Raw genomic sequence first — 22,873 nt, 5'->3', positions numbered from 1 at the left:
TCACTTGTACATGGTCTGGTTCATGGTTCCGGGGGCGTACGCGTCGGGGTCGACCCAGACGTTGATCAGGGAGGGCTTGCCGGACTCGCGGGCGCGCCGGAGGGCCGGGCCGATGTCGGCAGGGTCGCGGACCTCCTCGCCGTAACCGCCCAGCATCTGGGCGAACTTGTCGTAGTGGACGTCGCCGAGGGTGTTGCCGACCCGCTCGCGGTCCTTGCCGTATTTGGCGGCCTGGCCGTAGCGGATCTGGTTCATGGAGGAGTTGTTGCCGACGATGCCGACGAAGGGGAGGTCGTAGCGGACGAGCGTTTCGAAGTCCCAGCCGGTGAGGGAGAACGCGCCGTCGCCGAAGAGGGCCACCACTTCCTTGTCGGGCCGCGCCTGCTTGGCGGCGAGCACGAAGGGGACGCCGACGCCGAGCGTGCCCAGGGGACCCGGGTCCATCCAGTGCCCGGGCGACTTGGGCTGGACGACCTGCCCGGAGAAGGTGACGATGTCGCCGCCGTCGCCGATGTAGATCGAGTCCTCGGTGAGGAAGTCGTTGATCTCGCTGACCAGCCGGTACGGGTGGATGGGCGAGGCATCCGACCTCAGGCTCGGCAGCCGCTTCTCCAGAGCGGTCTGCTCGGCCGCGCGCAGCTCGTCCAGCCACTCCTTGCGCCTGGACGCCCCGCCGTTGACGCGTCCGGAGGCCGCCTCGCTGACCGACTTCAGCACCAGCCCCGCGTCGCCCACGATGCCGAGGTCGATGTCGCGGTTCTTGCCGACCGTGCGGTAGTCGAGGTCGATCTGGACGACGGTCGCGTCCGGTGACAGCCGCTTGCCGTAGCCCATGCGGAAGTCGAAGGGCGTACCGACGATGACGATGACGTCGGCGTTGGAGAAGGCGTACCGGCGCGACAGCTGGAAGTGGTGCGGGTCGCCGGGCGGGAGGGTGCCACGGCCGGCGCCGTTCATGTACGCCGGGATGTTCAGCGTGCGCACCAGTTCGATGGCCGCCTCGGTGCCCCGGGTCGTCCACACCTGGCTGCCGAGCAGGATGGCCGGCTTCTCGGCGTGCACCAGCAGGTCGGCGAGCTTCTCGATCGCCTCCGGGTCGCCGGCCGAGCGGGTCGACGCGCGGTAGGCGCCGGCCTGGGGCACGCGTGCCTTGGCAGCCGGCACCTTGGCGTCCAGCACGTCGCGCGGGATCTCCAGGAAGGAGGGGCCCGGCGCGCCGTGGAAGCACTCCCGGAACGCCATGGAGACCATGTCGGCCGCGCGCGCCGTGTCGGGCACGGTCGCCGCGAACTTGGTGATGGGGTTCATCATGTCGACGTGCGGCAGGTCCTGGAGGGACCCCATCTTGTGCTGGGTGAGGGCGCCCTGGCCGCCGATCAGCAGCATCGGGGACTCCGCGCGGAAGGCGTTGGCGACACCGGTGACGGCGTCGGTCGTCCCCGGTCCCGCGGTGACCACCGCGCAGCCTGGCTTGCCGGTGATGCGCGCGTAACCGTCGGCGGCGTGGGCGGCGACCTGCTCGTGACGGACGTCGACGACCTCGATGCCCTCGTCGACGCAGCCGTCGTAGATGTCGATGATGTGGCCGCCGCACAGGGTGTAGATGCGCTCGACCCCCTCGGCCTTCAGAGCCTTGGCTACGAGATGACCACCGGAAATGACGTCCTGGGTGTCGTCGGGCATGGCGAAGTCCTGTCCCTTCCTAGGGGGTTGGAACGTCTCGCGGTACATTGCATACAGTCGACGAATACTGTATGAAACTTGTTATCCCGCATCCGATGGGGTGGTGTCCAGGGGGCGTGCAGCACTTTCAGACAGGAGCCCGGAATGGACCTGTACGAACATCAGGCAAGGGAACTCTTCGAAGAACACGGCATCTTGGTGCCGCGGGCCGAGGTGACGGACTCGCCCAAGGAGGCCCGTGAGATCGCACGCCGGCTCGGTGGCCGAGTCGTGGTGAAAGCCCAGGTGAAGACCGGTGGCCGGGGCAAGGCAGGAGGGGTGAAGCTCGCCGCGGACCCGGCCGCCGCCGAGCTCACCGCCCGTCAGATCCTCGGTATGGACATCAAGGGCCACCGGGTCGGCACGGTGATGCTGGCCCAGCCCGTGGACATCGAGACCGAGTTCTACGTGTCCTACGTACTCGACCGTGCGGCGGGCCGCTTCCTCGCGATCGCCTCGGCCGAAGGCGGCATGGAGATCGAGGAGGTCGCCGCCACCCGTCCCGACGCCGTGGCCCGCGTCCCCGTCGACCCCGCCGAAGGCGTCACCTCCGCTAAGGCGGGCGAGATCGTCGAGGCGGCCGGACTGCCGCCGCAGACCGTCGACGTCCTCGTACGGCTCTGGGAGGTCCTGGTCCGCGAGGACGCCCTCCTCGTCGAGGTGAATCCGCTCGTCCGCACCCGCCAGGGGCAGATCCTCGCCCTCGACGGCAAGGTCACCCTCGACGACAACGCCCGCTTCCGGCAGGCACGGTGGGGCGCGGACCACACGGCACACGGCGACCCGCTGGAGGCGGCGGCCGCCGCCAAGGGCCTCAACTACGTCAAGCTCGACGGCGAGGTCGGCATCATCGGCAACGGCGCCGGGCTCGTCATGTCGACACTGGACGTGGTAGCGGGCTGCGGCGCCCGGCCCGCCAACTTCCTCGACATCGGCGGCGGAGCGAGCGCCCGGGTCATGGCGGACGGACTGTCGGTCATCCTCTCCGACCCGGACGTGAAGTCCGTCTTCGTCAACGTCTTCGGAGGGATCACCGCGTGCGACGCGGTCGCCGACGGCATCGTCCAGGCGCTGGACACCGTCCGCCTCACCAAGCCGCTCGTCGTGCGCCTCGACGGCAACAACGCGCCCCGGGGCCGCGCCATTCTCGACGAGCACGCGCATCCGCTGGTCCAGCAGGTCACCACCATGGACGGCGCCGCCCGCCGTGCCGCCGAACTCGCCACCACAGCCTGAGGGGACGTCATGGCCATCTACCTCACCAAGGAGAGCAAGGTCCTCGTCCAGGGCATGACCGGCAGCGAGGGCATGAAGCACACCCGGCGCATGCTGGCGGCCGGCACGAACGTCGTCGGCGGCGTCAACCCGCGCAAGGCGGGCCGCACCGTCGACTTCGACGACCGGGCCGTTCCCGTCTTCGGCACCGTCGCCGACGGGATGCGCGCGACCGGGGCGGACGTCACCGTCGTCTTCGTGCCGCCGGCCTTCGCCAAGGCGGCCGTCCTCGAAGCCGCCGACGCCGGCATCGGCCTCGCGGTCGTCATCACCGAGGGCATCCCCGTCCACGACTCCGTCGCCTTCACCGCGTACGCGAGGGAGAAGGGCACACGGGTCGTCGGACCCAACTGCCCGGGCCTCATCACCCCCGGCCAGGCCAACGCGGGCATCATCCCGGCCGACATCACCAAACCGGGCCGCATCGGCCTGGTCTCCAAGTCGGGCACGCTGACGTATCAGCTGATGTACGAGCTCCGCGACATCGGCTTCTCGACCTGCGTCGGCATCGGCGGCGACCCGGTCGTCGGCACCACGCACATCGACTGCCTCGCCGCATTCCAGGACGACCCCGACACCGAACTCATCGTCCTCATCGGCGAGATCGGCGGTGACGCGGAGGAACGGGCGGCGGCCTACGTCCGCGAGCACGTCACCAAGCCGGTCGTCGGCTACATCGCCGGGTTCACCGCACCCGAGGGCAAGACCATGGGGCATGCGGGCGCCATCGTCTCCGGCTCCTCCGGCACGGCGCAGGCCAAGAAGGAGGCGCTGGAGGCGGCTGGGGTGAGCGTGGGCAGCACCCCGAGCGAGACCGCCAACCTCGTGCTCGCGCGCCTCGGAGAACAACGGCAGTGAGCCAGGTCCCGCCCCCGACCGTGCACCGAGAGCGGAGCAACCCGATGGCACCCACCCTCACCCTCAAATCCGGCACGACCTGGCCCGACGCGTGGCAGCGCTGCCTCGCCGCCGCGCCCGAGGCCTTCCGCGACGAGCGGGTCCTCAACCTCTGGAACGCCGCCTGGCAGGCGGACGGCCGGGTCCTGCCCGCCGTCAGCCCTGTCGACGGCAGCCCGATCGCGGGCCCGCCGCGCCTGGACGGGGCCACCGCCCGCCGGGCCGTGCGCGCCGCCCTCGACGAGCACCGAGCCTGGCGTCACGTCCCCCTGCCGGAGCGCCGGGCCCGCGTCGCCGCCACCCTCGACGCCCTCGCCGAACACCGCCGACTGCTCGCCCTCCTGCTCGTGTGGGAGATCGGCAAGCCCTGGCGGCTCGCCCTGGCCGACGTCGACCGCGCCATCGACGGGGTCCGCTGGTACCTCGACGGCATCGAGGAGATGGTCGCCGGCCGGGCACCGCTGGACGGGCCGGTGTCCAACATCGCCAGCTGGAACTACCCGATGAGCGTGCTCGTTCACGCAGTGCTGGTCCAGGCACTGGCAGGCAACGCGGTCATCGCCAAGACCCCGACCGACGGCGGTGTCGCCTGCCTGACCCTGGCCTGCGCCCTCGCCGCCCGCGAGGGGATCCCCGTGACCCTCGTCAGCGGCAGCGGAGCCGAGCTGTCCCAGGCGCTGGTGCGGGCGCCCGAGATCGGCTGCGTCTCCTTCGTCGGCGGCCGCGACACCGGCGCCGCGGTGGCCACGGCCGTCGCCGACCTCGGCAAACGACACGTACTCGAACAGGAGGGACTCAACACCTGGGGCATCTGGAACTACTCGGACTGGGACGCGCTCACGGCGGTCGTCCCCAAGCTCTTCGACTACGGCAAGCAGCGCTGCACGGCGTACCCGCGCTTCGTCGTCCAGCGGCACCTGTTCGACGCGTTCCTGGCGGCGTACCTCCCGGCCGTCCGCACGCTCAGGGTCGGGCACCCGCTCGCCGTGGAGCAGCCGGGCGACCCCTACCCGGAGCTGGACTTCGGGCCGGTCATCAACGCGGCCAAGGCGAAGGAACTCCAGGACCAGGTCGCCGAGGCGATCGAGCGCGGCGCGGTACCGCTGCACCGCGGCAGTCCGTCGGACGCCCGTTTCCTGCCCGGCCAGGACACCTCGGCCTACATCCAGCCGGTCACGCTCCTCAACCCGCCCCCGTCCTCTCCGCTGCACCACGCGGAGCCGTTCGGCCCGGTCGACACGATCGTCCTGGTCGACACGGAGGCGGAGCTGCTGGCCGCGATGAACGCCTCCAACGGCGCGCTGGTGGCCACGCTGTCCACGGACGACCGGGCGACCTACGAGCGGCTCGCCCCGCAGATCCGCGCGTTCAAGACCGGCCACGGCCGGCCCCGTTCCCGCGGCGACCGTGACGAGCTGTTCGGCGGGCTCGGCGCGTCCTGGCACGGCGCGTTCGTCGGCGGCGAGTTGCTGGTGCGCGCGGTGACACGGGGACCGGCAGGGGAGCGGCTGCCGGGCAACTTCCCGGAGTACCAGTTGCTGCCGTGAGGGCAGGCCGCCCGGGGGCCCAGTGCGACCGACGCCGCCCCCCCCCCGCGGACGCCCGCGCGGGGCTCCGGTGTCGGTCGCCGCGGGGTGGTGAAGCCGGCGCGTCTTTGAACCACCGGCGTTGAACGCCGTTGGGGCGTTGGGGCGTTGGGGCGTTGGGCCACCGGGCCACCGGGCCACCGGGCCACCGGGGCGCCGGGGCGCCGGGGCGCTGCGACGCTGGGGCGCCGGGCCGCAGGCCACCGGGCCGCCGGCCCGCCAAGGCGCCCGGCCGGCAGGTCGCCGGGCTAGCGGTCAGCCGATGCCCTGCCGGTCCGGGCGCAGGGCGAACGCGCGGTCCGCGGGGGCCGGCCCGGGCCGGCCCACCGTCTGTCGGAGCAGCTCGCGATGGCGGAGCAGCGGCTCCCGCCGCTCCGGCGGCACGAGCAGGAGCAGGTCGTCCAGCCCCGCCAGCATGCGCCGCGACACCTGCGGGCTCCCGATGGCGCACCCCCGTACCTCGGTGAATCCGAGATCCACCAGCTCGGTCCACCCCGGCACGGGCTGCACCAGCCGCACGGCCCCGCCCCGGTCCCGGTGCAGGGCGGCGTCGAGCGGCCGTCGGCTGAGCGCGGCCAGGAACTGGACGATCCGGTCCAGCGCCTGGACGGCGGTCGTCGGATCGTTGATCGCGGACGACAGGGCGCGCAGCGCGATGTCGGACAACTGGCGCAGTCCGAAGCCGAGATCCTGGTGGTAGGTCCGCTCCACCCCCACCGAGATCGCGTAACGCAGCGCCCGGCGCGGCGGGACCGGCCCGCCGTGGACCGCCAGGACGGGCATCCCCGGCACCACGAAGTCCCCGATCCGCGGGATCAGCCGCAACACGACCCCGTGTTTGCGCGCCACCCGCACCAGCCGCGTGATGTGCACGTCCCGCAGCACCCCCGCCCGGCCCTCGTGCGGGACCCACGCGGTCGCGGAACCGAGGCGGGCGGCCTCGTCCTGCCCGCCCGTCGGCACGGGCATCGAGGCGGCCACCCGGAAGGACTCCGTGGCGATCCGCGCGATCACATGGCTGATCCGCATCAGCCGCAGGGTGGTGTTCACGTACAGGACGAAGAGCAGCAGGCTCAGCGCGACCATGCAGAGGGTGAGGACCGACTGCACCAGCGGCACGGTCGTGACCGTACGCGGGTCGCCGGCACTGTCGAAGGAGGTCAGGACCAGCAGGGTCAGCACGAAGGTCGCCAGGAAGACGGCGAAGGTCGCCTTGGTGATCCGGCTCCGGACGAAGAGTCGCACCACGCGCGGGGTGAACTGCCCGCTCGCCATCTGCACGGCCACCAGCGAGATGCTGAAGACCACGCCGATGAAGGTCATCATCGCCGAGCCGACCGCGCTCACCACGGCCCTGGCGTCCTCCGCGAACCGCAGCAGCTCATTGAGCGTGTCGTAGTCGCGGTCGTCCTGGAGCGCTTCCACGATGGCCGCGTCCAGCGCCTCGGCCCCCACCCAGACCACGAAGACCCCCACCATCGCCGCGATGGGGGCGAACCAGAACGTGTCCCGCAGATGTTCCCGGAGCGGCGACAGCGCACGGGGGCGACGGCCCGGCGTGGAGCTCTGCGTAACCATCCAGTCACTCATGGTGTGACCCTAGGTGCATCGGGGCGCGAGGTCCCGGACCCCCGCCCTGGGGAAGGAAACGCAGGTGAAAGGCACTGCGAAACCTTGGTATGGTTGTCCATGTCGCCGCCGGGCAGAGCCCTGGCAAGGCGGCAGACACCTGGTCCGGGTGGCGGAATGGCAGACGCGCTAGCTTGAGGTGCTAGTGCCCTTTATCGGGCGTGGGGGTTCAAGTCCCCCCTCGGACACTCGCTTCGGCGTACGAGAGGTGCCGACCGGTTCTGGTCGGCACCTTTTCTGTGTCCGGCGACGCGGGCAGGGCGTCGCGGAACCGCGCCCTCAGACGCGGTAGCCCCGCAGTTTGCGGTACAGCGTCGCCCGCCCGATCCCCAGCGCCGCCGCCGCGCGTGCCTTGTTGCCGCCGTGCAGGCGCAGGGCCTCCAGGATCGCGGCGCGCTCGGCGTGCTCCATCGGGCTGAGGGGCCGCGCGGACGGGCCTTCCCGCACGGCGTCCGGCAGTTCCGCCCGGCGGACCGGCCCCGACATCCGGCGGTGCTCCGCGAGGGCCCGGACGACGTGGGCCAGCTCGGTGACGTTCCCGGGCCACGGGTAGCGCTCCAGCGCGCGCAGGGCGTCCAGCGTCCAGGTCAGCGGCGGCTGCCCGGCGGCCGGCCGTGGCGCCAGGGCGGGCAGCAGCTCCCGTATGTCCTCGGTGCGTTCCCGCAGCGGGGGCAGGGTCACCGAGCGGGCGGACAGTTTGTCCAGCAGACGCTGGAGGCAGGGGCCGGCCGGCGCGCCCGGCGTGTAGGTGACCAGGAGCCGGATGGCCGGGTGGGCGTCGAGCAGGGAGTTGACCGCGGCCACGCCGGGCTGGGCGAGGCGCTCGGCGTGCCGGAGCAGCAGGGGGCGATCGGCCGGCCACGTGGACAGGGCTCTTTCGAGCCCGGAGTCCAGCGCCGCGTCGGCGATCTCGACGACCGTCCGGGCCTCCGTGCCGAGCAGGTCCAGAGCCAGCGCGGACTTGCCGGTTCCGCGTTCACCGGTCAGCAGCAACGGCTCTGGCGAGCGGGCCAGTTCGACGGCACGGCTGACGGCGTGCCGCCAGGGCACCGACGAACCGGTGAGCGAGCAGGGCGGGTGCGGCCCGGCCGGCACAGATGCCGGCTGCGACGGCGCGGGACCGGCGAGCGGCTCCAGGACGGCGACGATCCCGACGACCACGCCGTCCAGCCGTACGGGGTCGACCCGTGCGACGCATCCAGAGCCGTCCGGCAGCTCGACCGGGCCCGTTTCCCCATCATCGGGCAGCTCGGCCGGACCCGTTCCCCCGGACCGCCCTGCCTCACCCCCGGCATCCGCGTGCCGCGCGCTCACCGCCGTCCGCTCCAGCGCTCCGAGCACCTCGGGCGTCAGCAACCGCTGCGCGGAGTCGCTGATCAGGCGGTGACGACCGTCCAGAACGACCACGGCACCATCCGGGCCGTCCGCGAACCGGCCCGGTTCGCCCACCGCCCGCACATACGCGTCCAACAGCACCCGCTCTGCCCGCCCCGCCCGCGCCCGCAGCTCCGTCTCCACCGCCGCGGCGGCGGCCTCGGCGAGTGCCGCGTGCGGGTGGGGCGAACGTGCGGTACCCAGCCGTGACGCGAGCGACGCGACGGTCAGCGTGCCGACGACCCGGCCGCCCTCCGGGGCGAGCAGCGGGACGCTCACGGCGGACACGTCCTGCCACCGGTCGAGGAAGTGCTCCGGCCCGTGCACCTCGGCCCGCCGCCGGGTGCGCAGTGCGGCAGCCGCACTGTTGTTGCCGACCTCCTGCTCCGACAGGACGGGCCACGGGTCGAGCCCGGGCACGCTCCCCGCGCTCCACAGCACGCGCAGCCGCTCGTCGGTCAGGAGGAGCAGGGACCGGTCCGTCTCCAGGGCCGGGGCGATCCGGTCGAGCACCGGCCGGGCGGCACCGAGCAGCGCCGAGTCCACCGGCCGGGGCGGGGCGACGGCCGGTTCCTTCAAGTCGTGGGGGACACCGAAGAACCGTGCCCGCCGCCATGCCGCGACGACCTCCTCCGGAACACCGCGGGGCAGCGGGCCGCCCGACAGGAACCGCTCGCGGGCGAGACGCAGCGAGGGGCGGGCGGTGGCTGCTGGGGAAGGCTGGGTCGTGGTCACGGCATGCAACACCGTAGCGGGTTCGGTTGAACGAGCAACAACGGGCAACAACGGGCAACAACGGGCCGCGCCGGGCAGCAGTAACCGCGGTGCCCGGCCGCCCCCTCGCGGACCCGCCGGGTGTCTCGTAATGAGACACCCGCTCCCGGCCGAACCGCCCCATGATCATGGACCGCCCCGTCCGCCTCCCCGACCTCGCAGGAGCGCCCGTGTCCACCACCGTCGAGACCGACGTCCTGATCGTGGGCAGCGGCCCCGCCGGTGCCTCCGCCGCGCTCGCCCTGAGCACCTACGGCGTGCCCAACACCGTGGTGACCCGCTACGCGAGCCTCGCCGACACGCCCCGCGCGCACATCACCAACCAGCGCACCATGGAGGTGCTGCGCGACCTCGGCGTGGAACAGGACGTCGTCGCGCAGGCCACCCCGCAGCACCTGATGGGCAACACGACGTTCTGCACCAGCCTGGCGGGCGAGGAACTGGGCCGGGTGCGCTCCTGGGGCAACGACCCGCTCGTGCAGGCGGAACACGAACTCGCCAGCCCCACCCGCATGTGCGACATGCCGCAGCACCTCATGGAGCCGGTCCTCGTGAACGCGGCCGTCGCCCGCGGCACCCGGCTCCGCTTCCAGAACGAGTACCTCTCCCACACCCAGGACGCCGACGGCGTCACCGCCACCGTCCGCGACCGGCTGCGCGGGGACACGTACGAGATCCGTGCCAAGTACCTGATCGGCGCCGACGGCGGACGGTCGAAGGTCGCTGAGGACGCAGGGCTGCCGATGGGCGGCCAGATGGGCGTCGCCGGCAGCATCAACATCGTCTTCGAGGCGGACCTGACGCGCTACACCGCCCACCGCCCGTCCACGCTCTACTGGGTCCTCGCGCCCGGCGCGACGGTCGGCGGCATCGGCGCGGGCCTGGTGCGCTGTGTCCGCCCCTGGACCGAGTGGCTGATCGTGTGGGGTTACGACGTCACCGCGGGCGCCCTGGACCTGACCACCGAGTACGCCGAATCCGTCGTGCGCACGCTCGTCGGCGACGACGACATCCCCGTGACGATCAGGTCGTCCTCCGCCTGGACCGTCAACGAGATGTACGCGGAGAACTACGCGAACGGCCGCGTCTTCTGCGCCGGCGACGCCGTGCACCGGCACCCCCCGTCCAACGGCCTCGGCTCCAACACCTCCATCCAGGACGCCTACAACCTGGCCTGGAAGCTCAAGCTCGTCCTCGACGGCGCCGCCCACCCCAGGCTGCTCGACAGCTACACCGCCGAGCGCGCGCCCATCGGCCGGCAGATCGTCACCCGCGCCAACCGCTCCATCCGCGAGACCGCCCCGATCTTCGAAGCCCTCGACGGGCTCTCCCCGCAGACCCCCGAGCAGCTGTGGGCCAACATCGCCGCGCGCAAGGACAGCACCGAGGCCGCCGCGAAACAGCGCGCCGAGCTGCGGGAGGCGATCGCCTTCAAGGCGTACGAGTTCAACGCGCACGGCGTCGACCTCAACCAGCGCTATCCCGCCGAAAGCTCAGCCGCGATCGTCCCGGACGGCACGCCCGACCCGGGCTTCGCCCGCGACCCCGAGCTGCACCACCAGCCCTCCTCCCGCCCCGGCGCCCGGCTCCCGCACGCCTGGATCACCTCCGGCTCCCGCACGCTCTCCACCCTCGACACGGTCGGCCGGGGCCGCTTCACCCTGCTGACCGGCATCGGGGGAGAGGACTGGGTGCGGGCCGCCTCGGCTCAGGACATCCCGGTCGCCACCGTGGTGATCGGCCCCGGGCAGGAGTACGAGGACCCGTACGGCGACTGGGCGCGCCTGAGCGAGATCTCCGACGCAGGCGCCCTGCTCGTGCGCCCCGACGGGTTCGTCGCCTTCCGGCACGCCTCCGCCGCACCGGACGCCGGCGAACTGCTCACGGACGCGGTGCGGACCATCCTCGGACACGCCTGAGCGAGCCATCACGGAGGCACCGCAGCGCGCAATCATGGAAGCAAGGGCAGCAGCGACCTTCGACGACGAGGAGCCGGGATGACCACCGACGCGACCGGGACCGGCGTCACCGAGCAGGCCGTCGCCAGCCTCCGGGGAACCGCCGACCCGCGGCTGCGCGAGCTGCTCACCGGCCTCGTCCGCCATCTGCACGACTTCGCGCGCGAGACCCGGCTGTCCCAGGAGGAGTGGGAGCGGGCGATCGCCTTTCTGACGGCGACCGGGCAGGCCTGTACCGACACCCGGCAGGAGTTCATCCTGCTGTCGGACGTGCTCGGGCTGTCCATGCTCGTGGAGACCGTCAACGGCCACCGCGCGCCCGGCGCCACCGAGTCGACCGTGCTCGGCCCCTTCCACATGACCGAGTCGCCCGTGCGCGCCCTCGGCGACGACATCGACCTCGTGGGCGGCGGGGAACCGTGCGTGGTCAGCGGCCGGGTACGGTCCGAGGACGGCACACCGCTGCCCGGCGCCGTCGTCGACGTGTGGCAGGCCGACGACAAGGGCTTCTACGACGTCCAGCAGCCCGGTGTCCAGCCCGCCGGCAACGGACGCGGGCTGTTCACCGCCGACACCGAGGGCCGCTTCTGGTTCCGCACCTGCGTCCCGGCGCCGTACCCGATCCCCACCGACGGCCCGGTCGGCGGGCTGCTGCGCGCGACCGGGCGGCACCCCTACCGCCCCGCGCACATCCACTTCATCGCCACGGCCGAGGGGCACACGCCCGTCACCACGCACATCTTCGTCTCCGGCGGCGACTACCTCGACTCGGACGCGGTGTTCGCCGTGAAGGAGAGCCTGGTCCAGGACTTCGCCGAGACCGACGATCCCTCCCTGGCCAGGGAGTTCGGCGTGCCGAACCCCTTCCGGCACGCCCGCTTCGACCTCGTCCTGGAGCGTGCCGCATGACGTTCCCGAGCTTCCAGAGCTTCGAAAGCTCCCCGAGCTTCCAGAGCGATTTCTCGTACGAGACCCGGCCCGTGCGGGTCGTCTTCCGGCCCGGCGCGGCCGTCACCGCGACCCCGGGCGAGGCCGCGCGACTGGGCCTGCGGCGGCTCCTCGTGGTCTGCGGCAGCCGGGGCGAAGTCGTCGCCCGGACCGTCGCGGACGCGCTCGGCGACACGTGCGTCGGGGTCCACGCCGAGGCCCGGATGCACGTCCCCGTCGAGGACGCCGACCGGGCCGTGGCAGCGGTACGGGCGGCCGGGGCGGACGGCTGCGTCGCGGTCGGAGGCGGCTCCGCGATCGGCCTCGGCAAGGCGATCGCCCTGCGCACCGGTCTGCCGCTGATCGCCGTGCCCTCGACCTACTCCGGCTCGGAGATGACGCCCGTGTGGGGCCTGACCGAGCACGGCACCAAGCGCACCGGCCGCGACCCGGTCGTGCAGCCCCGCAGCGTCGTCTACGACCCCCGGCTCACCCTCTCCCTGCCCGTACCGCTGACCGTGACCAGCGGCGTCAACGCCCTCGCGCACGCCGTCGAGGCGCTGTACGCCCCGGACACCTCGCCGCTGGTCACGGTCATGGCCGAGGAGGGCGTCCGGGCCATGGCCGAGGCACTGCCACGCCTGGCCGCCAACCCGGAGGACCTGGACGCGCGCAGCCGGGCGCTGTACGCGGCATGGCTGTGCGGCTCGTGCCTCGGCTCGACCACGATGGGGCTGCACCACAAGCTGTGCCACATCCTCGGCGGCACGTACGGCCTGCCCCACGCCGAGACCCACACCGTGGTCCTGCCCTACGCCCTCGCCCACAACGCCCCCGCCGCCCCGCAGGCGCTGGCCGTCCTGAGACGGGCCGTCGGCGCCGAGGACCCGCCCCGCGCCCTGTGGGAACTGGCCGGGCGCCTGGGCGCACCGCGCTCCCTCGCCGAACTCGGCCTCGGGGAGGCCGACCTGACACCGGCGGCGGCCCGGGCCGCGGGCGAGCCGTACGCCAACCCGCGCGAGGTGACGGCGGAGGGGGTGCGGGGCGTACTGCTCGCGGCGTTCGAAGGGGGCCCGCCGGACTCCGGCTTGCGGACAGAAGGTGACCGCAAGCCTTCCTAGGGTCGGGGCATGACTCAGAAGCAGAGGATTCTTGTCACCGGCGCCACCGGAACCGTGGGCCGTCAGGTCGTCGCCGAACTGCTCGACCGGGGGCACGATGTGCGTGCCCTGACGCGCGACGCGTCGAAGGCCGCCTTCCCGGCCGGCGTCGAGGTCGTCGAGGGCGACCTGACCGCACCCGACGGCCTGGCCCCGGCGCTGGAGGGCGTCACCGGCCTCCAGCTGATCACCTTCGGCGGTGCCGCCTTCAGCCCGCTGGAGACCGGCCCCCGGATCCTGGAACTCGCCCGCTCCGCCGGGGTCCGCCGCGTCACCGTGCTGCACGGCGGCGGGCCCACCCCGCTGGAGGACGCGGTGCGTGCCGACGACGGCGTCGACTGGACCGTGCTCATGCCGGTCGAGTTCATGGCCAACGCCCTGGAGTGGGCGGACGGGATCGTGGCGTCGGGCGAGGTGCGGGAGCCGTTCGTGGAGCGGCTGAGTGCCATGGTCCACGAGGGCGACATCGGCGCCGTCGCCGCGGTCGCGCTCACGGAGGAGGGCCACGCAGGCCAGGAATACGTGATCACGGGCCCCGACGTGCTCACCGTCGGCGACAAGGTGGAGACGATCGCCGCCGCCGTCGGCCGGGAGATCACCCTGGTCGAACTGACCGAGGAGCAGGCCATCGCGCAGTGGCGGGCGGCCGGTCTTGCGGAGGACGTCATCGGCTTCCTGCTCATGGCGTACGGGGACACCCCCGAGGTGGGCCGTACCGTCTCCGGCACCGTCGAGAAGGTCACCGGCCGCCCGGCCCGCACCTTCGCCCAGTGGGCGGCGGAACACGCGGGCGCTTTCAGGGGGTAGTCCTGACTGTCTCGTATTGAGACACCCGGACCGGAGCCCGGCCCGTCAAGATCGACAAGGGGGTGTGACCGCAGCAAGGTGCGGCCGTCGGCATGCGCTGAATCGCTGACCGTGCGGCCGCACACCCGAAGAAAGGTGACCACCATGGCCCTCGCACTGCTCCGGCGCCGGTGGCTCAAGAACACCTCCGCCGCAGCGGCGGGCCTCGCCCTCCCCCTCCCCGCAGGCGCGGGCGCCGTGGCCCGCGAGGTCGTCGACCCGATGGGCACGCCCCTGGCGGCCGCGGACGTCACCGTCACCGCCCTGGACACCCACCGCGTCGCGGCCCGCGGCACGACCGACCCGTACGGCTACTTCCTCGCGGCGCTGCCGCCCGGGCGGTACAGCCTGCTCATCTCGGCGCAGGGCCTGCGTCCGCACCGCGAGACGATCGAGACGGGCCCGGGCGCCCCGACGGCCACCGAGCGCGTCTGGCTGCAGCCCGCCGAGGCACTCCAGCTGCCGACGCCCGGCACCTGGCTCTTCGACCCGCCGCACACCGCGATCCGCTTCATCGCCAAGCACGTCGGCATGGCCCATGTCCACGGCCGCTTCGAACGCTTCGAGGGCGGCATCCGGATCGCGCCGGACATGACCGACTCCCAGGTGCACGTCCGCATCGACGCCTCCAGCATCACCACCGGCAACACCACCCGCGACAACCACCTGCGGTCCGCCGACTTCCTGGACGTCGAGCGCTTCCCGTACGTCGACTTCACGAGCACCCGCTTCGCCTACCGGGGCGGCAGCAAGTGGACGCTGCAGGGCTCCCTCACGATGCACGGCGTCAGCCGCTCGGTGGCCCTGGACACGACATACCTCGGCACCGTGAACGGCGGCTACGGGCAGGAGTTGCGCTGCGCGGCCCTGGCGACGGCGGAACTGCACCGCGAGGACTACACGCTCAACTGGCGTTCCATGCTGGCCCGGGGCATCGCCGTGGTCGGTCCGACGGTCCAGCTGGAGCTGGACGTCCAGGCGATGTACCGGACCCACGACACTCCTACTCCCCCGGAATAGGAGGGGGAGTCGGGCGCGCGTCGTCGTCCTCAGCCGGTGATGCGGCCGGTGAACTCCGGAACTCGACGTCGAAGTTCTCGGGCCGGCTCCTTGCCGGAGCTCTGCAGCTTCAACGTGACTCGGAAGTCCGTGCTGCCGGGCTCCGGCGACTCCGGCAGATCCTCGTCGAAGTGCCGCCGCATGCGGTCAGGAGCCTCCTGGCCCGCCGGAAAATTCGCTGGCCCCGTAAGCCCCGGGCTCCCTACACTCACGCACGTACCCGCGCCGCCCACTACCTGGCGCCGGGCACCGCCGCGACGAAGGAGGGGAGAGGGACATGCGTGATCGCACCGCTGTCGCCGTCTCCCTGCCTCGCTACGAGGTGATCCTCGTGTCTTCGTCGCCCCGGTGCCCGCTGCGCGGCGGCACCGGCTGACCGGACGAACGCCCGGGCCCCAGATGCTGACGTGACGTCAGGTCCAGGTCTGTGTGCCCGCTGCTCGTTTCGGCCCGGTAATCGCGCTGCCCCTTTCCTGAACCTTTCGAAAGGCCCTGGGCCGTGCGCACCAACCGCAACCCGCTCGCCGTCGTCCGCAACCTCGGCATCCTCGCCCACGTCGACGCCGGCAAGACCACCGTCACCGAACGGATCCTGTTCGCCACCGGAACCACGCACAAGCGCGGCGAGGTCCACGACGGCACGACCGTCACCGACTTCGACCCGCAGGAGCGGGACCGGGGCATCACCATCTTCGCCGCGGCGGTGAGCTGCGCCTGGGACGGTCACCGGATCAACCTGATCGACACCCCGGGGCACGTCGACTTCGCCGACGAGGTGGAGCGTGCCCTGCGCGTGCTCGACGGTGCCGTGGCCGTGTTCGACGCGGTGGCCGGGGTGGAACCGCAGAGCGAGTCGGTGTGGCGGCAGGCCGATCGGCACGGCGTGCCGAGGATCGCGTTCGTCAACAAGATGGACCGCGCCGGTGCCGACCTCGACGCGGCCGTCGCGTCGATCCGGGAGCGGCTGCACCCGGCCCCGCTGGTCGTGCAGTTGCCCATCGGCTCGGAGGACGCCTTCACCGGCGTCGTCGACCTCGTACGCCTGCGCGCCCTGCGGTGGGCCGACGGTGACGTCGTCGAGGAGACGCCGGTGCCGGACGACCTGGCGGACGAGGCCCTCGCGCGCCGCCGGGCGCTGGAAGAGGCCGTGGCGGAACTCCATCCGGGCGCCCTGGAGGAGTTCTGCAACACGGGCACGCTCGGCGCGCGGACCCTCTCCTCGGCGCTGCGGGACCTGACCCGGGACGGCGACGGCGTGGTCGTGCTGTGCGGATCCGCGTACCGCAACCGGGGTGTGGAGCCGCTGCTCGACGCGGTGGTGGACTATCTGCCGTCCCCCCTGGACGTGCCGCCGGTCCGCGGCACCCACGAGGGCGAGGAGCGGGAGCGGCCCGCCGACCCGGCGGCTCCGCCGGCCGCCCTCGCGTTCAAGGTGCAGGCCACCCCGACGGGACGGCTGACCTACCTGCGGATCTACTCCGGGACGGTCGAGAAGGGAGACACCCTGTGGGACGCGAGCGCGCGGCGCAGCGAGCGCATCGGCCGCATCCTGCGCGTCCGGGCGGACCGGCACGCGCCGCTGGACCGGGCGGTCGCCGGGGACATCGTCGCCGTCGTGGGGCTCAAGTCGGCTCGCGCCGGCTCGACCCTGTGCGCGCCGGACGCCCCGCTCGTGCTGGAACCGCCGGGCGTGCCCGAGCCGGTGGTGTCGGTGGCGGTCGAGTCCCGCAGGGCCGGCGACACCGACCGGCTGGCGTCCGGGCTGGCCCGGCTGACCGAGGAGGATCCCTCGCTGGTGGTGCGGACCGACCCGGAGACCGGGCAGACCGTGCTGTCGGGCATGGGTGAACTGCACCTGGAGGTGGCGGTGGAGAAGCTCCGGCGCGAGCTGGGGCTGGAGGTCAACGTCGGCCGCCCCCGGGTCAGTTACCGCGAGACCGTCGCCCGGGGCGTGTCCGGTCTGGTCTACCGGCACGTCAAACAGGACGGCGGGGCGGGGCAGTTCGCCCATGTCGTCCTCGACGTGGAGCCGTACGAGGAGTGCGGGTTCGCGTTCCGCTCGGCCGTCGTCGGCGGACGCGTGCCGCAGGAGTACGTCCGGGCGGTCGAGGTCGGCTGCCGGGACGCCCTCACCGAGGGGCCGCTGGGCGGGCATCCGGTGACCGGCCTGCGCGTCACGCTCACCGACGGGGCGACCCATGTGAAGGACTCCTCGGACACGGCGTTCCGCACGGCCGGCCGGCTCGGCCTCCGCGAGGCCCTGCGCACCTGCGCGATGGCCTTGCTGGAGCCGGTCGTCGAGGTCACGGTGGCCGTGCCCGAGGACGCGGTGGGCGGCGTGCTCGGCGACCTCGCCGCCCGGCGCGGCCGGGTGACCGGCTCGGTCACCCGCGCGGGCGCGGCGGTCGTCACGGCCACCGTGCCGCTGGCCGAACTCTTCGGCTACGCGACCCGGTTGCGCAGCCGCACCCAGGGCCGCGGCACCTTCACGGCCCGGCCCACCGGCTACGCGCCGGCGCCGGTCGCGACGCCGGCGCGGTAGCACCGAGGGCGGCAGCCCCTGCCCTGGAACGGAAGGGGAGGGGCCCGTCCCTCACGGGTACGACACCACCGTCGACGGCACGGGGGACGTCCCCGAGCGGCAGGACTGCCGCTGCCCGGGCCCTCCGACCGGGTGCGGGCGGAGCAGAAGGGCTGCCCATCCCGGCCCGGATATCCGGTTGCCCCGGCCGCCGCCTCCTGTCAGCCTCACGCCCATGCCCACCTTCACCGCTCCCGACGGCACCACCCTCGTCCACCACGTGACGGGGGACGGACCGCCCCTGGTCTGTCTCCCCGGTGGCCCGATGCAGGACTCGGTCTACCTCGGGGACCTGGGCGGTCTGACCGCCCACCGCAGTCTGCTCCGGCTGGACCTCCGGGGCACCGGCAGTTCGGCGGTGCCGGGGGACACGGCGTCGTACCGGTGTGACCGGCAGGTCGACGACGTCGAGGCGCTGCGCGAGGAGCTGGGGCTGGAGCGGCTGGATCTGCTCGCGCACTGCGCCGGTGCGAATCTCGCCGCGCTGTACACGGCCCGCCATCCGGACAGGGTGGGCCGGCTCGCCCTGATCACGCCCAGCGTCTTCGCCGTCGGCCTCGGCATCACCGCCGAGGACCGCCTGGAGACGGCACGCCTGCGCCGGGACGAACCGTGGTTCGCCCCCGCGTACGCGTCCCTGGAAGCCATCACGGGTGGCCGGGCGACGGCCGGCGACTGGGACGCCGTCGCCCCGTTCTGGTACGGCCGGTGGGACGACGAGACCCGGGCCTTCCGCGCGGCGGAGCAGCGACAGCGCAACGACGAAGCCGCCGCACGCTACGCCTCCGAGGGTGCCTTCGACCCCGATGCCACCCGGAACGCCCTTGCCGCGTTCGCCTCACCGGTGCTCGTCCTCGCCGGGGAGTACGACGTGGCCGCGCCCACGCGCGTGATGAAGGAGTACGCGGGGCTGTTCCCGAGGGCCGAACTGGTCGTGCAGAGCGGGGCCGGTCACTTTCCGTGGCTGGATGAGCGGGGGCGGTTCGTGACGGCCGTGGCGTCCTTCCTGGGCGATGGGGATGGCGATGGCGGTGGCGATGACGAGGGGAGTGCTGTCAGCGGTCCCTGAACTCCGGTGACCGGTTCAGGATCTGCGGACGGGCGGCTGCTGCGGCGATGAGGGAGTGGGCCCGGTGCCCGGGACGTAGTCCGGGTCGACCTGGGCGGCCAGGTCCTCGCCCGTGCGGGCGTCCGCCCACGCCCGGGCGTTGCGCAGGTGGAACTCGACGGCGTGGCGGTGGAGCCGGTCCCAGTCGCGGGGGTGGGAGTCGACGGCCTCGCGGAGGATCGTGAGGGCGTGGCGGTTGTGGGGTTCGAGGGAGTCGAGCGCGTCCGGGCCGGCCTCGACGTGGCCCTGTTCGGCCGCGCGGACCCAGGGGGAGTGCACCAGGTGGGTCAGGAGGTCGTCCCCTACCTGTTCCTTGAGGAAGAGGAGGTCGTCCTCACCGGTCACCTTGTTGCCGATGACCGCGACGCGGATGCCGAACTGTTCCGCGTGGTCGCGGTACTGGCGGTAGACGGAGACGCCCTTGCGGGTGGGTTCGGCCACCAGGAAGGTGATGTCGAAGCGGGTGAACAGGCCCGAGGCGAAGGCGTCCGCGCCCGCCGTCATGTCGACCACGACGTATTCGCCGGGCCCGTCGGCCAGGTGGCCGAGGTACAGCTCGACCGCGCCCAGCTTGGAGTGGTAGCAGGCCACACCCAGGTCGGACTCGTCGAACTCGCCCGTGACCATCAGCGGCACGCCGCCCGCCCGGCCGACGTGCCGCGCGTGCAGTTCGTCGTCGCCGAGTGGGCGCAGGAGGCGCGAGCCGCGTCCCGGGGGAGTCGTTTTGATCATCGCCTTGCGGGAGGTGATGCGTGGGTTCGTGCCGCGCAGGAAGTCCTTGATCTCGGCCAGGTGCTCGCCCAGGGGCGGGGCGGACGTCTCCTCCTCGCCGAGCGCCTCGGCCAGGTGCTGGTTGATGTCGCCGTCGATGGCGAGGACCGGGGCGCCGGAGCGTGCCAGGTGGCGGGAGAAGAGCGCCGACAGCGTGGTCTTGCCGCTGCCGCCCTTGCCGACGAACGCGACCCTCACGACCGCTCGTCCTTTTTGAAAATGGATGTCATGTGATTGAGTTTTAGAGAGTGATCGTCGGCGCTGTCAAATCGCTCCGTTTCCCGCGGAACCATCGTGTGGGTCAGAAGGCGTCGACGTACACGTACAGCCGGTCGAAGCGCAGGGCGGCCAGGTCGGCGCGGCGGATCACCCAGTGGAAGAGTCCCGCCTCCAGCTCCTCGCAATCGTCATCACCGCGCCAGGTGGCCAGCAGCGTCCACTCGTCGCCGTCCCCGGCGGGCAGCGGCACTTCGTCCCGGGCCACTTCGACCGGATCCCAGTTGAACAGGACCGGCTCACCGCCGAGCTGGAAGCGCCAGCGAGGGCGCCAGCCGACCACGTGAGACCAGGCGGACTCCAGCTCGGCGGCCCGCTGCGACTCCTCGTCGTCGTCCTCGTCGTGCCACGGCCACGACCACTGGTGGAAGCAGAAGTCCAGGCGCGCCCGGCGGTAGGCGCCCGGCCCCTCCTCCGGGGCGAGCGGTTGCTCCGGCCACAGGGTCCCGGCCGGTACGTAGCGCACGGCGTCGGCGATCACCGCCCCGCTGCCCGGATCGGGTTCGGCGAAGAACAGCAGCAGGCCCTCGGCAGGCAGCGGCAGATCCGTCGCCCCGGGCGGCAGGGCCGCGCAGTCGACGGCCGCGACGAACGAAGCCGCCGGCGCCGGGGTTCCCGCCGCCGGCGGCGGGTTCCCGCCGGTCAGCGCCACCACTGGGCCGGGGCCGTCCTCTGCGAGATAGATCGCCGGGCGGGCGGTGCGTATGTACGCCTCCACCTCGGCGGCCGGAATTCCCCGCGCGGCTGCCTCCGCGCGGAAGCGGGCAGCCCTCGCCGCGGGGGTGTCGTCAACGATCTCCGTGTCGGTCATGGGCCGACCCTACGGCCCGTCACTCGGCCCGCTCCATGGGGGAGCACCCTCTACCGCGTGGCCTGCCGTGGAGCGAACTCATAAGCAAGGAAACATTTCTGATGTCGGGTCAGGTGACTGTCGCTCCGACATGTTCCTCCGCCTCCGCCAGGTACCGCGCCACCGGGCCCAGGGTCAGCATTCCGCTGGCGGCGCCGGCGTGTTCCGCGCGGGCGCAGCGCAGGGCGGTCGCGGCGCGTGCGGCGATACCCCCCTCGCCGAGGCGTACGGCGGCGTGGGCGGTCAGGCACCACATGGCTTCCTGCATGTGGTCACGCGCCGGCTCCGGCACCGCGGTCAGGGCGGTACGGGCCTCCTCGCCCCGGTCCTGAGCGAGGAGCACGAGCGGTCGCGCCCACGGCAGGTACGGACCCCAGTCGAGGCGCGGGTCGGTGGGCGCGGGCCGGTCGTGCAGCAGGCGCAGCCCCAGCAGGGCCAGCGGGAACAGCCCACGGTGCAACCCTGGCATGCCGGCTGTCCGCAGGGCGTCCTCGGCAGCTCGGTAGTGCGCTGCTGCCGTGGCGGCGGCCGGTCCGCCGGGTTCGGTGCTGCGGTCGGCAGTGGCCCGGGCCCGGAACCAGGCGGTGAGCACGGGGACGAGTGGCGCCTCGGTGGCCGCGGCGAGCCGTTCGGCCGCGTGGGCGTGCGAGGCCGCGGCGTCGAGGTCGCCGAGCGCTGAGGCTGACTGCAGACGGACGAGTCGGCCGAGCACGGTGAAGTTCGGCAGGTCGTGCCGGGTGGCCAGGTCGAGAATCTCGGCCCCGACGCTGTCCCGCACCGTGGCGAGCCCGGGCCGGGAGAAGGACTGCAGGAACACCCCGTTGAGGGCGAAGGCCAGGAGAGCGGGGTCGGCCAGCTCCCGTGCCAGCGCCTCGCTCCTCCGTGCCGCCTGGTGCGCGTGCTCCAGATCGGTCCCGGACAGATCGGCGCTGCGGCTCTCGACGGCGACCGTGGCCAGGAGGCGGGCGGTCAGGTCGGCGGGGCTGTCGGGGCCGAGCGCCGCGAGCGTGCGCTCGGCGGCCGCGACGACGGCCCGTGACTGCTCCGGGTCGTCGGCCCGGCTCCAGACCGCGGGCACGTCATAAGCGCCGATGACCCGGGCGGTCAGAAGGAGGTCTCCTGTGCGTTGTGCGGCCTGGACGGCCGCGAGGCGGTCGCGCCGCGAGTGGACGAGGGCGTCGCCACCCGCCAGTGCGAGGGTGCGGGCCAGGTCCACGGTGGTGCGCGGGCCGAGCCGGACACCCGGGCCGGGCCACGCCGTCCGTGCGCCTTCGAGGGGCATGGAACCGTTGAGAATCTCCGTCTCCAGGCTCTGCAGGGCGGGGCCGGGATCGAGCCCGAGGTGGCCGACGAGCATCGCGCGGGCGCGGCGGAGGGTGGCAAGGGCGTCGGCCCGCCGGCCCGCGCGGTCGAGCGCGCGGGCAAGCAACTCCCAGGCCGGCTCGCGCCACGGATGCTCGGCGACGTGGGCACCGAGCTCGGCGACGAGACCCGAACCCTCCCCGGAGTCGAGGAGGATGCGGGCGCGCAGTTCCACTCCCTCCAGCCGCAGCTCCTCGAGCCGGGTCCGCTCGCGCTGCGCCCACACGGAGTCGGCCACATCGGCGTAGGCGGGTCCGCGCCAGGCCGCGAGTGCCGCTGCGAGGTCGGTCACCGCATCAGGGGCGCGGCGGGCGCGGGACAGAGTGTCCTCGAACCGATGCACGTCCACGTCCTCGCGAGGCAGCAGCAGCGCGTAACCGGGACCTTCGGTGACGATGACCCGTGGCGGAGTGCGCGGCGGCCGGTCGGGTTCGAGAGCGCGGCGCAGTGCGGCGACGAAGGTACGCAGAGCCCCCACGGCACGGACCGGCGGATCGGACCACAGGTCGTCGACGAGGGTGTCGGTGGTGACCATCCGTCCCTCGGCGGCGACGAGCCGGGCGAGTACCTCGCGATGGCGGGGCCCGCCCAGGTCGACGGGACTGCCGTCGTCACGCAGGGCCCGCACGGCCCCGAGCACGTCGATGCGCATGCCCCCATCCTGCGTGCCAGGAGTCGCCGGCGCCCAACCGCAGTGATCCGCTGCTGATCGCCCGCC

At 72.9% G+C, this 22,873-nt stretch carries 16 protein-coding genes and 1 tRNA gene; 11 read left to right on the top strand and 6 right to left on the bottom strand.

Annotated features, from left to right (window positions below):
* Complete coding sequence (locus tag ABZ192_RS26860; protein WP_356927021.1) at positions 1 to 1,683, bottom strand: thiamine pyrophosphate-binding protein; 1,683 nt, start codon at positions 1,681 to 1,683, stop codon at positions 1 to 3.
* 144 nt (positions 1,684 to 1,827) lie between these two features.
* On the opposite strand from ABZ192_RS26860, the gene sucC reads away from it, so the two are divergent.
* Genes sucC through ABZ192_RS26845 form a run of 3 tightly spaced genes read left to right on the top strand, consistent with a single transcriptional unit; the run spans position 1,828 to position 5,441 of the window.
* Positions 1,828 to 2,958, top strand: a complete 1,131-nt coding sequence (gene sucC / locus ABZ192_RS26855; RefSeq protein ID WP_356927020.1) for an ADP-forming succinate--CoA ligase subunit beta — start codon at positions 1,828 to 1,830, stop codon at positions 2,956 to 2,958.
* Positions 2,959 to 2,967: 9 nt separating this feature from the next.
* Entirely contained in the window at positions 2,968 to 3,855 is an 888-nt protein-coding gene (gene sucD, locus ABZ192_RS26850; RefSeq protein WP_356927019.1) for a succinate--CoA ligase subunit alpha, read from the top strand.
* Between the two features lie 44 nt (positions 3,856 to 3,899).
* A complete protein-coding gene (locus tag ABZ192_RS26845; RefSeq protein WP_356927018.1) occupies positions 3,900 to 5,441 on the top strand; it encodes an aldehyde dehydrogenase family protein in 1,542 nt (513 codons plus the stop codon).
* A gap of 294 nt (positions 5,442 to 5,735) precedes the next feature.
* Here ABZ192_RS26845 and ABZ192_RS26840 read toward each other — a convergent pair whose 3' ends face one another.
* Positions 5,736 to 7,070 (bottom strand): DUF2254 domain-containing protein, encoded by a 1,335-nt coding sequence (locus ABZ192_RS26840; protein ID WP_356927017.1) that lies wholly within the window; start codon positions 7,068 to 7,070, stop codon positions 5,736 to 5,738.
* A gap of 142 nt (positions 7,071 to 7,212) precedes the next feature.
* Between ABZ192_RS26840 and ABZ192_RS26835 the strand changes: the two genes are divergently transcribed.
* Positions 7,213 to 7,297: transfer RNA gene (locus ABZ192_RS26835), tRNA-Leu, on the top strand.
* Between the two features lie 91 nt (positions 7,298 to 7,388).
* Here ABZ192_RS26835 and ABZ192_RS26830 read toward each other — a convergent pair.
* Positions 7,389 to 9,218: a helix-turn-helix domain-containing protein gene (locus tag ABZ192_RS26830; RefSeq protein WP_356927016.1), complete on the bottom strand. Its 1,830-nt coding sequence runs from the start codon at positions 9,216 to 9,218 to the stop codon at positions 7,389 to 7,391.
* A 167-nt stretch (positions 9,219 to 9,385) separates the two neighbouring features.
* Between ABZ192_RS26830 and ABZ192_RS26825 the strand changes: the two genes are divergently transcribed.
* From ABZ192_RS26825 to ABZ192_RS26795, 7 genes are all read left to right on the top strand, one after another.
* On the top strand, positions 9,386 to 11,176 hold the full coding sequence (locus ABZ192_RS26825) for an FAD-dependent monooxygenase (protein ID WP_356927077.1): 1,791 nt from the start codon (positions 9,386 to 9,388) through the stop codon (positions 11,174 to 11,176).
* A 78-nt stretch (positions 11,177 to 11,254) separates the two neighbouring features.
* Positions 11,255 to 12,124 carry an intradiol ring-cleavage dioxygenase gene (locus ABZ192_RS26820; protein ID WP_356927015.1) on the top strand — a complete coding sequence of 290 codons (870 nt, stop codon included), beginning with the start codon at positions 11,255 to 11,257 and terminating at the stop codon, positions 12,122 to 12,124.
* A complete protein-coding gene (locus ABZ192_RS26815; RefSeq protein ID WP_356927014.1) occupies positions 12,121 to 13,263 on the top strand; it encodes a maleylacetate reductase in 1,143 nt (380 codons plus the stop codon). Before ABZ192_RS26820 ends, ABZ192_RS26815 begins: the two co-directional genes overlap by 4 nt.
* Before the next feature lie 9 nt (positions 13,264 to 13,272).
* Positions 13,273 to 14,109, top strand: a complete 837-nt coding sequence (locus ABZ192_RS26810) for an NAD(P)H-binding protein (protein ID WP_356927013.1) — start codon at positions 13,273 to 13,275, stop codon at positions 14,107 to 14,109.
* A gap of 144 nt (positions 14,110 to 14,253) precedes the next feature.
* Positions 14,254 to 15,168 carry a YceI family protein gene (locus tag ABZ192_RS26805; protein WP_356927012.1) on the top strand — a complete coding sequence of 305 codons (915 nt, stop codon included), beginning with the start codon at positions 14,254 to 14,256 and terminating at the stop codon, positions 15,166 to 15,168.
* Between the two features lie 538 nt (positions 15,169 to 15,706).
* A complete protein-coding gene (fusA, locus tag ABZ192_RS26800) occupies positions 15,707 to 17,749 on the top strand; it encodes an elongation factor G (RefSeq protein ID WP_356927011.1) in 2,043 nt (680 codons plus the stop codon).
* A gap of 214 nt (positions 17,750 to 17,963) precedes the next feature.
* Positions 17,964 to 18,857 (top strand): alpha/beta hydrolase, encoded by an 894-nt coding sequence (locus ABZ192_RS26795; protein ID WP_356927010.1) that lies wholly within the window; start codon positions 17,964 to 17,966, stop codon positions 18,855 to 18,857.
* Positions 18,858 to 18,872: 15 nt separating this feature from the next.
* Here the strand turns inward: ABZ192_RS26795 and ABZ192_RS26790 are convergent, their stop codons facing one another.
* The 3 genes from ABZ192_RS26790 to ABZ192_RS26780 all read right to left on the bottom strand — a co-directional run bounded on the left by ABZ192_RS26790 (position 18,873) and on the right by ABZ192_RS26780 (position 22,807).
* Entirely contained in the window at positions 18,873 to 19,865 is a 993-nt protein-coding gene (locus ABZ192_RS26790) for an ATP-binding protein (RefSeq protein ID WP_356927009.1), read from the bottom strand.
* A 103-nt stretch (positions 19,866 to 19,968) separates the two neighbouring features.
* Entirely contained in the window at positions 19,969 to 20,754 is a 786-nt protein-coding gene (locus ABZ192_RS26785) for a DUF1963 domain-containing protein (RefSeq protein WP_356927008.1), read from the bottom strand.
* A 109-nt stretch (positions 20,755 to 20,863) separates the two neighbouring features.
* Entirely contained in the window at positions 20,864 to 22,807 is a 1,944-nt protein-coding gene (locus ABZ192_RS26780) for a BTAD domain-containing putative transcriptional regulator (protein WP_356927007.1), read from the bottom strand.
* Between the last annotated feature and the right edge of the window lie 66 nt (positions 22,808 to 22,873).

It is taken from the genome of Streptomyces sp. NPDC006235 (assembly GCF_040613735.1).
GTDB lineage: Bacteria > Actinomycetota > Actinomycetes > Streptomycetales > Streptomycetaceae > Streptomyces.
The sequence above is the reverse complement of the archived record's forward strand: the minus strand, read 5'-3'. Positions and strand labels throughout refer to the sequence as shown.

Bases quoted from the DNA above. Each gene is read 5' to 3' on its own strand.
- ABZ192_RS26840 (WP_356927017.1), bottom strand. From the start codon at position 7,070: ATGAGTGACTGGATGGTTACGCAGAGCTCCACGCCGGGCCGTCGCCCC.
- ABZ192_RS26810 (WP_356927013.1), top strand. From the start codon at position 13,273: ATGACTCAGAAGCAGAGGATTCTTGTCACCGGCGCCACCGGAACCGTG.
- ABZ192_RS26815 (WP_356927014.1), top strand. From the start codon at position 12,121: ATGACGTTCCCGAGCTTCCAGAGCTTCGAAAGCTCCCCGAGCTTCCAG.
- ABZ192_RS26795 (WP_356927010.1), top strand. From the start codon at position 17,964: ATGCCCACCTTCACCGCTCCCGACGGCACCACCCTCGTCCACCACGTG.
- ABZ192_RS26860 (WP_356927021.1), bottom strand. From the start codon at position 1,683: ATGCCCGACGACACCCAGGACGTCATTTCCGGTGGTCATCTCGTAGCC.
- ABZ192_RS26820 (WP_356927015.1), top strand. From the start codon at position 11,255: ATGACCACCGACGCGACCGGGACCGGCGTCACCGAGCAGGCCGTCGCC.
- sucC (WP_356927020.1), top strand. From the start codon at position 1,828: ATGGACCTGTACGAACATCAGGCAAGGGAACTCTTCGAAGAACACGGC.
- sucD (WP_356927019.1), top strand. From the start codon at position 2,968: ATGGCCATCTACCTCACCAAGGAGAGCAAGGTCCTCGTCCAGGGCATG.
- ABZ192_RS26825 (WP_356927077.1), top strand. From the start codon at position 9,386: ATGGACCGCCCCGTCCGCCTCCCCGACCTCGCAGGAGCGCCCGTGTCC.
- ABZ192_RS26805 (WP_356927012.1), top strand. From the start codon at position 14,254: ATGGCCCTCGCACTGCTCCGGCGCCGGTGGCTCAAGAACACCTCCGCC.
- ABZ192_RS26785 (WP_356927008.1), bottom strand. From the start codon at position 20,754: ATGACCGACACGGAGATCGTTGACGACACCCCCGCGGCGAGGGCTGCC.
- ABZ192_RS26845 (WP_356927018.1), top strand. From the start codon at position 3,900: ATGGCACCCACCCTCACCCTCAAATCCGGCACGACCTGGCCCGACGCG.
- ABZ192_RS26780 (WP_356927007.1), bottom strand. From the start codon at position 22,807: ATGCGCATCGACGTGCTCGGGGCCGTGCGGGCCCTGCGTGACGACGGC.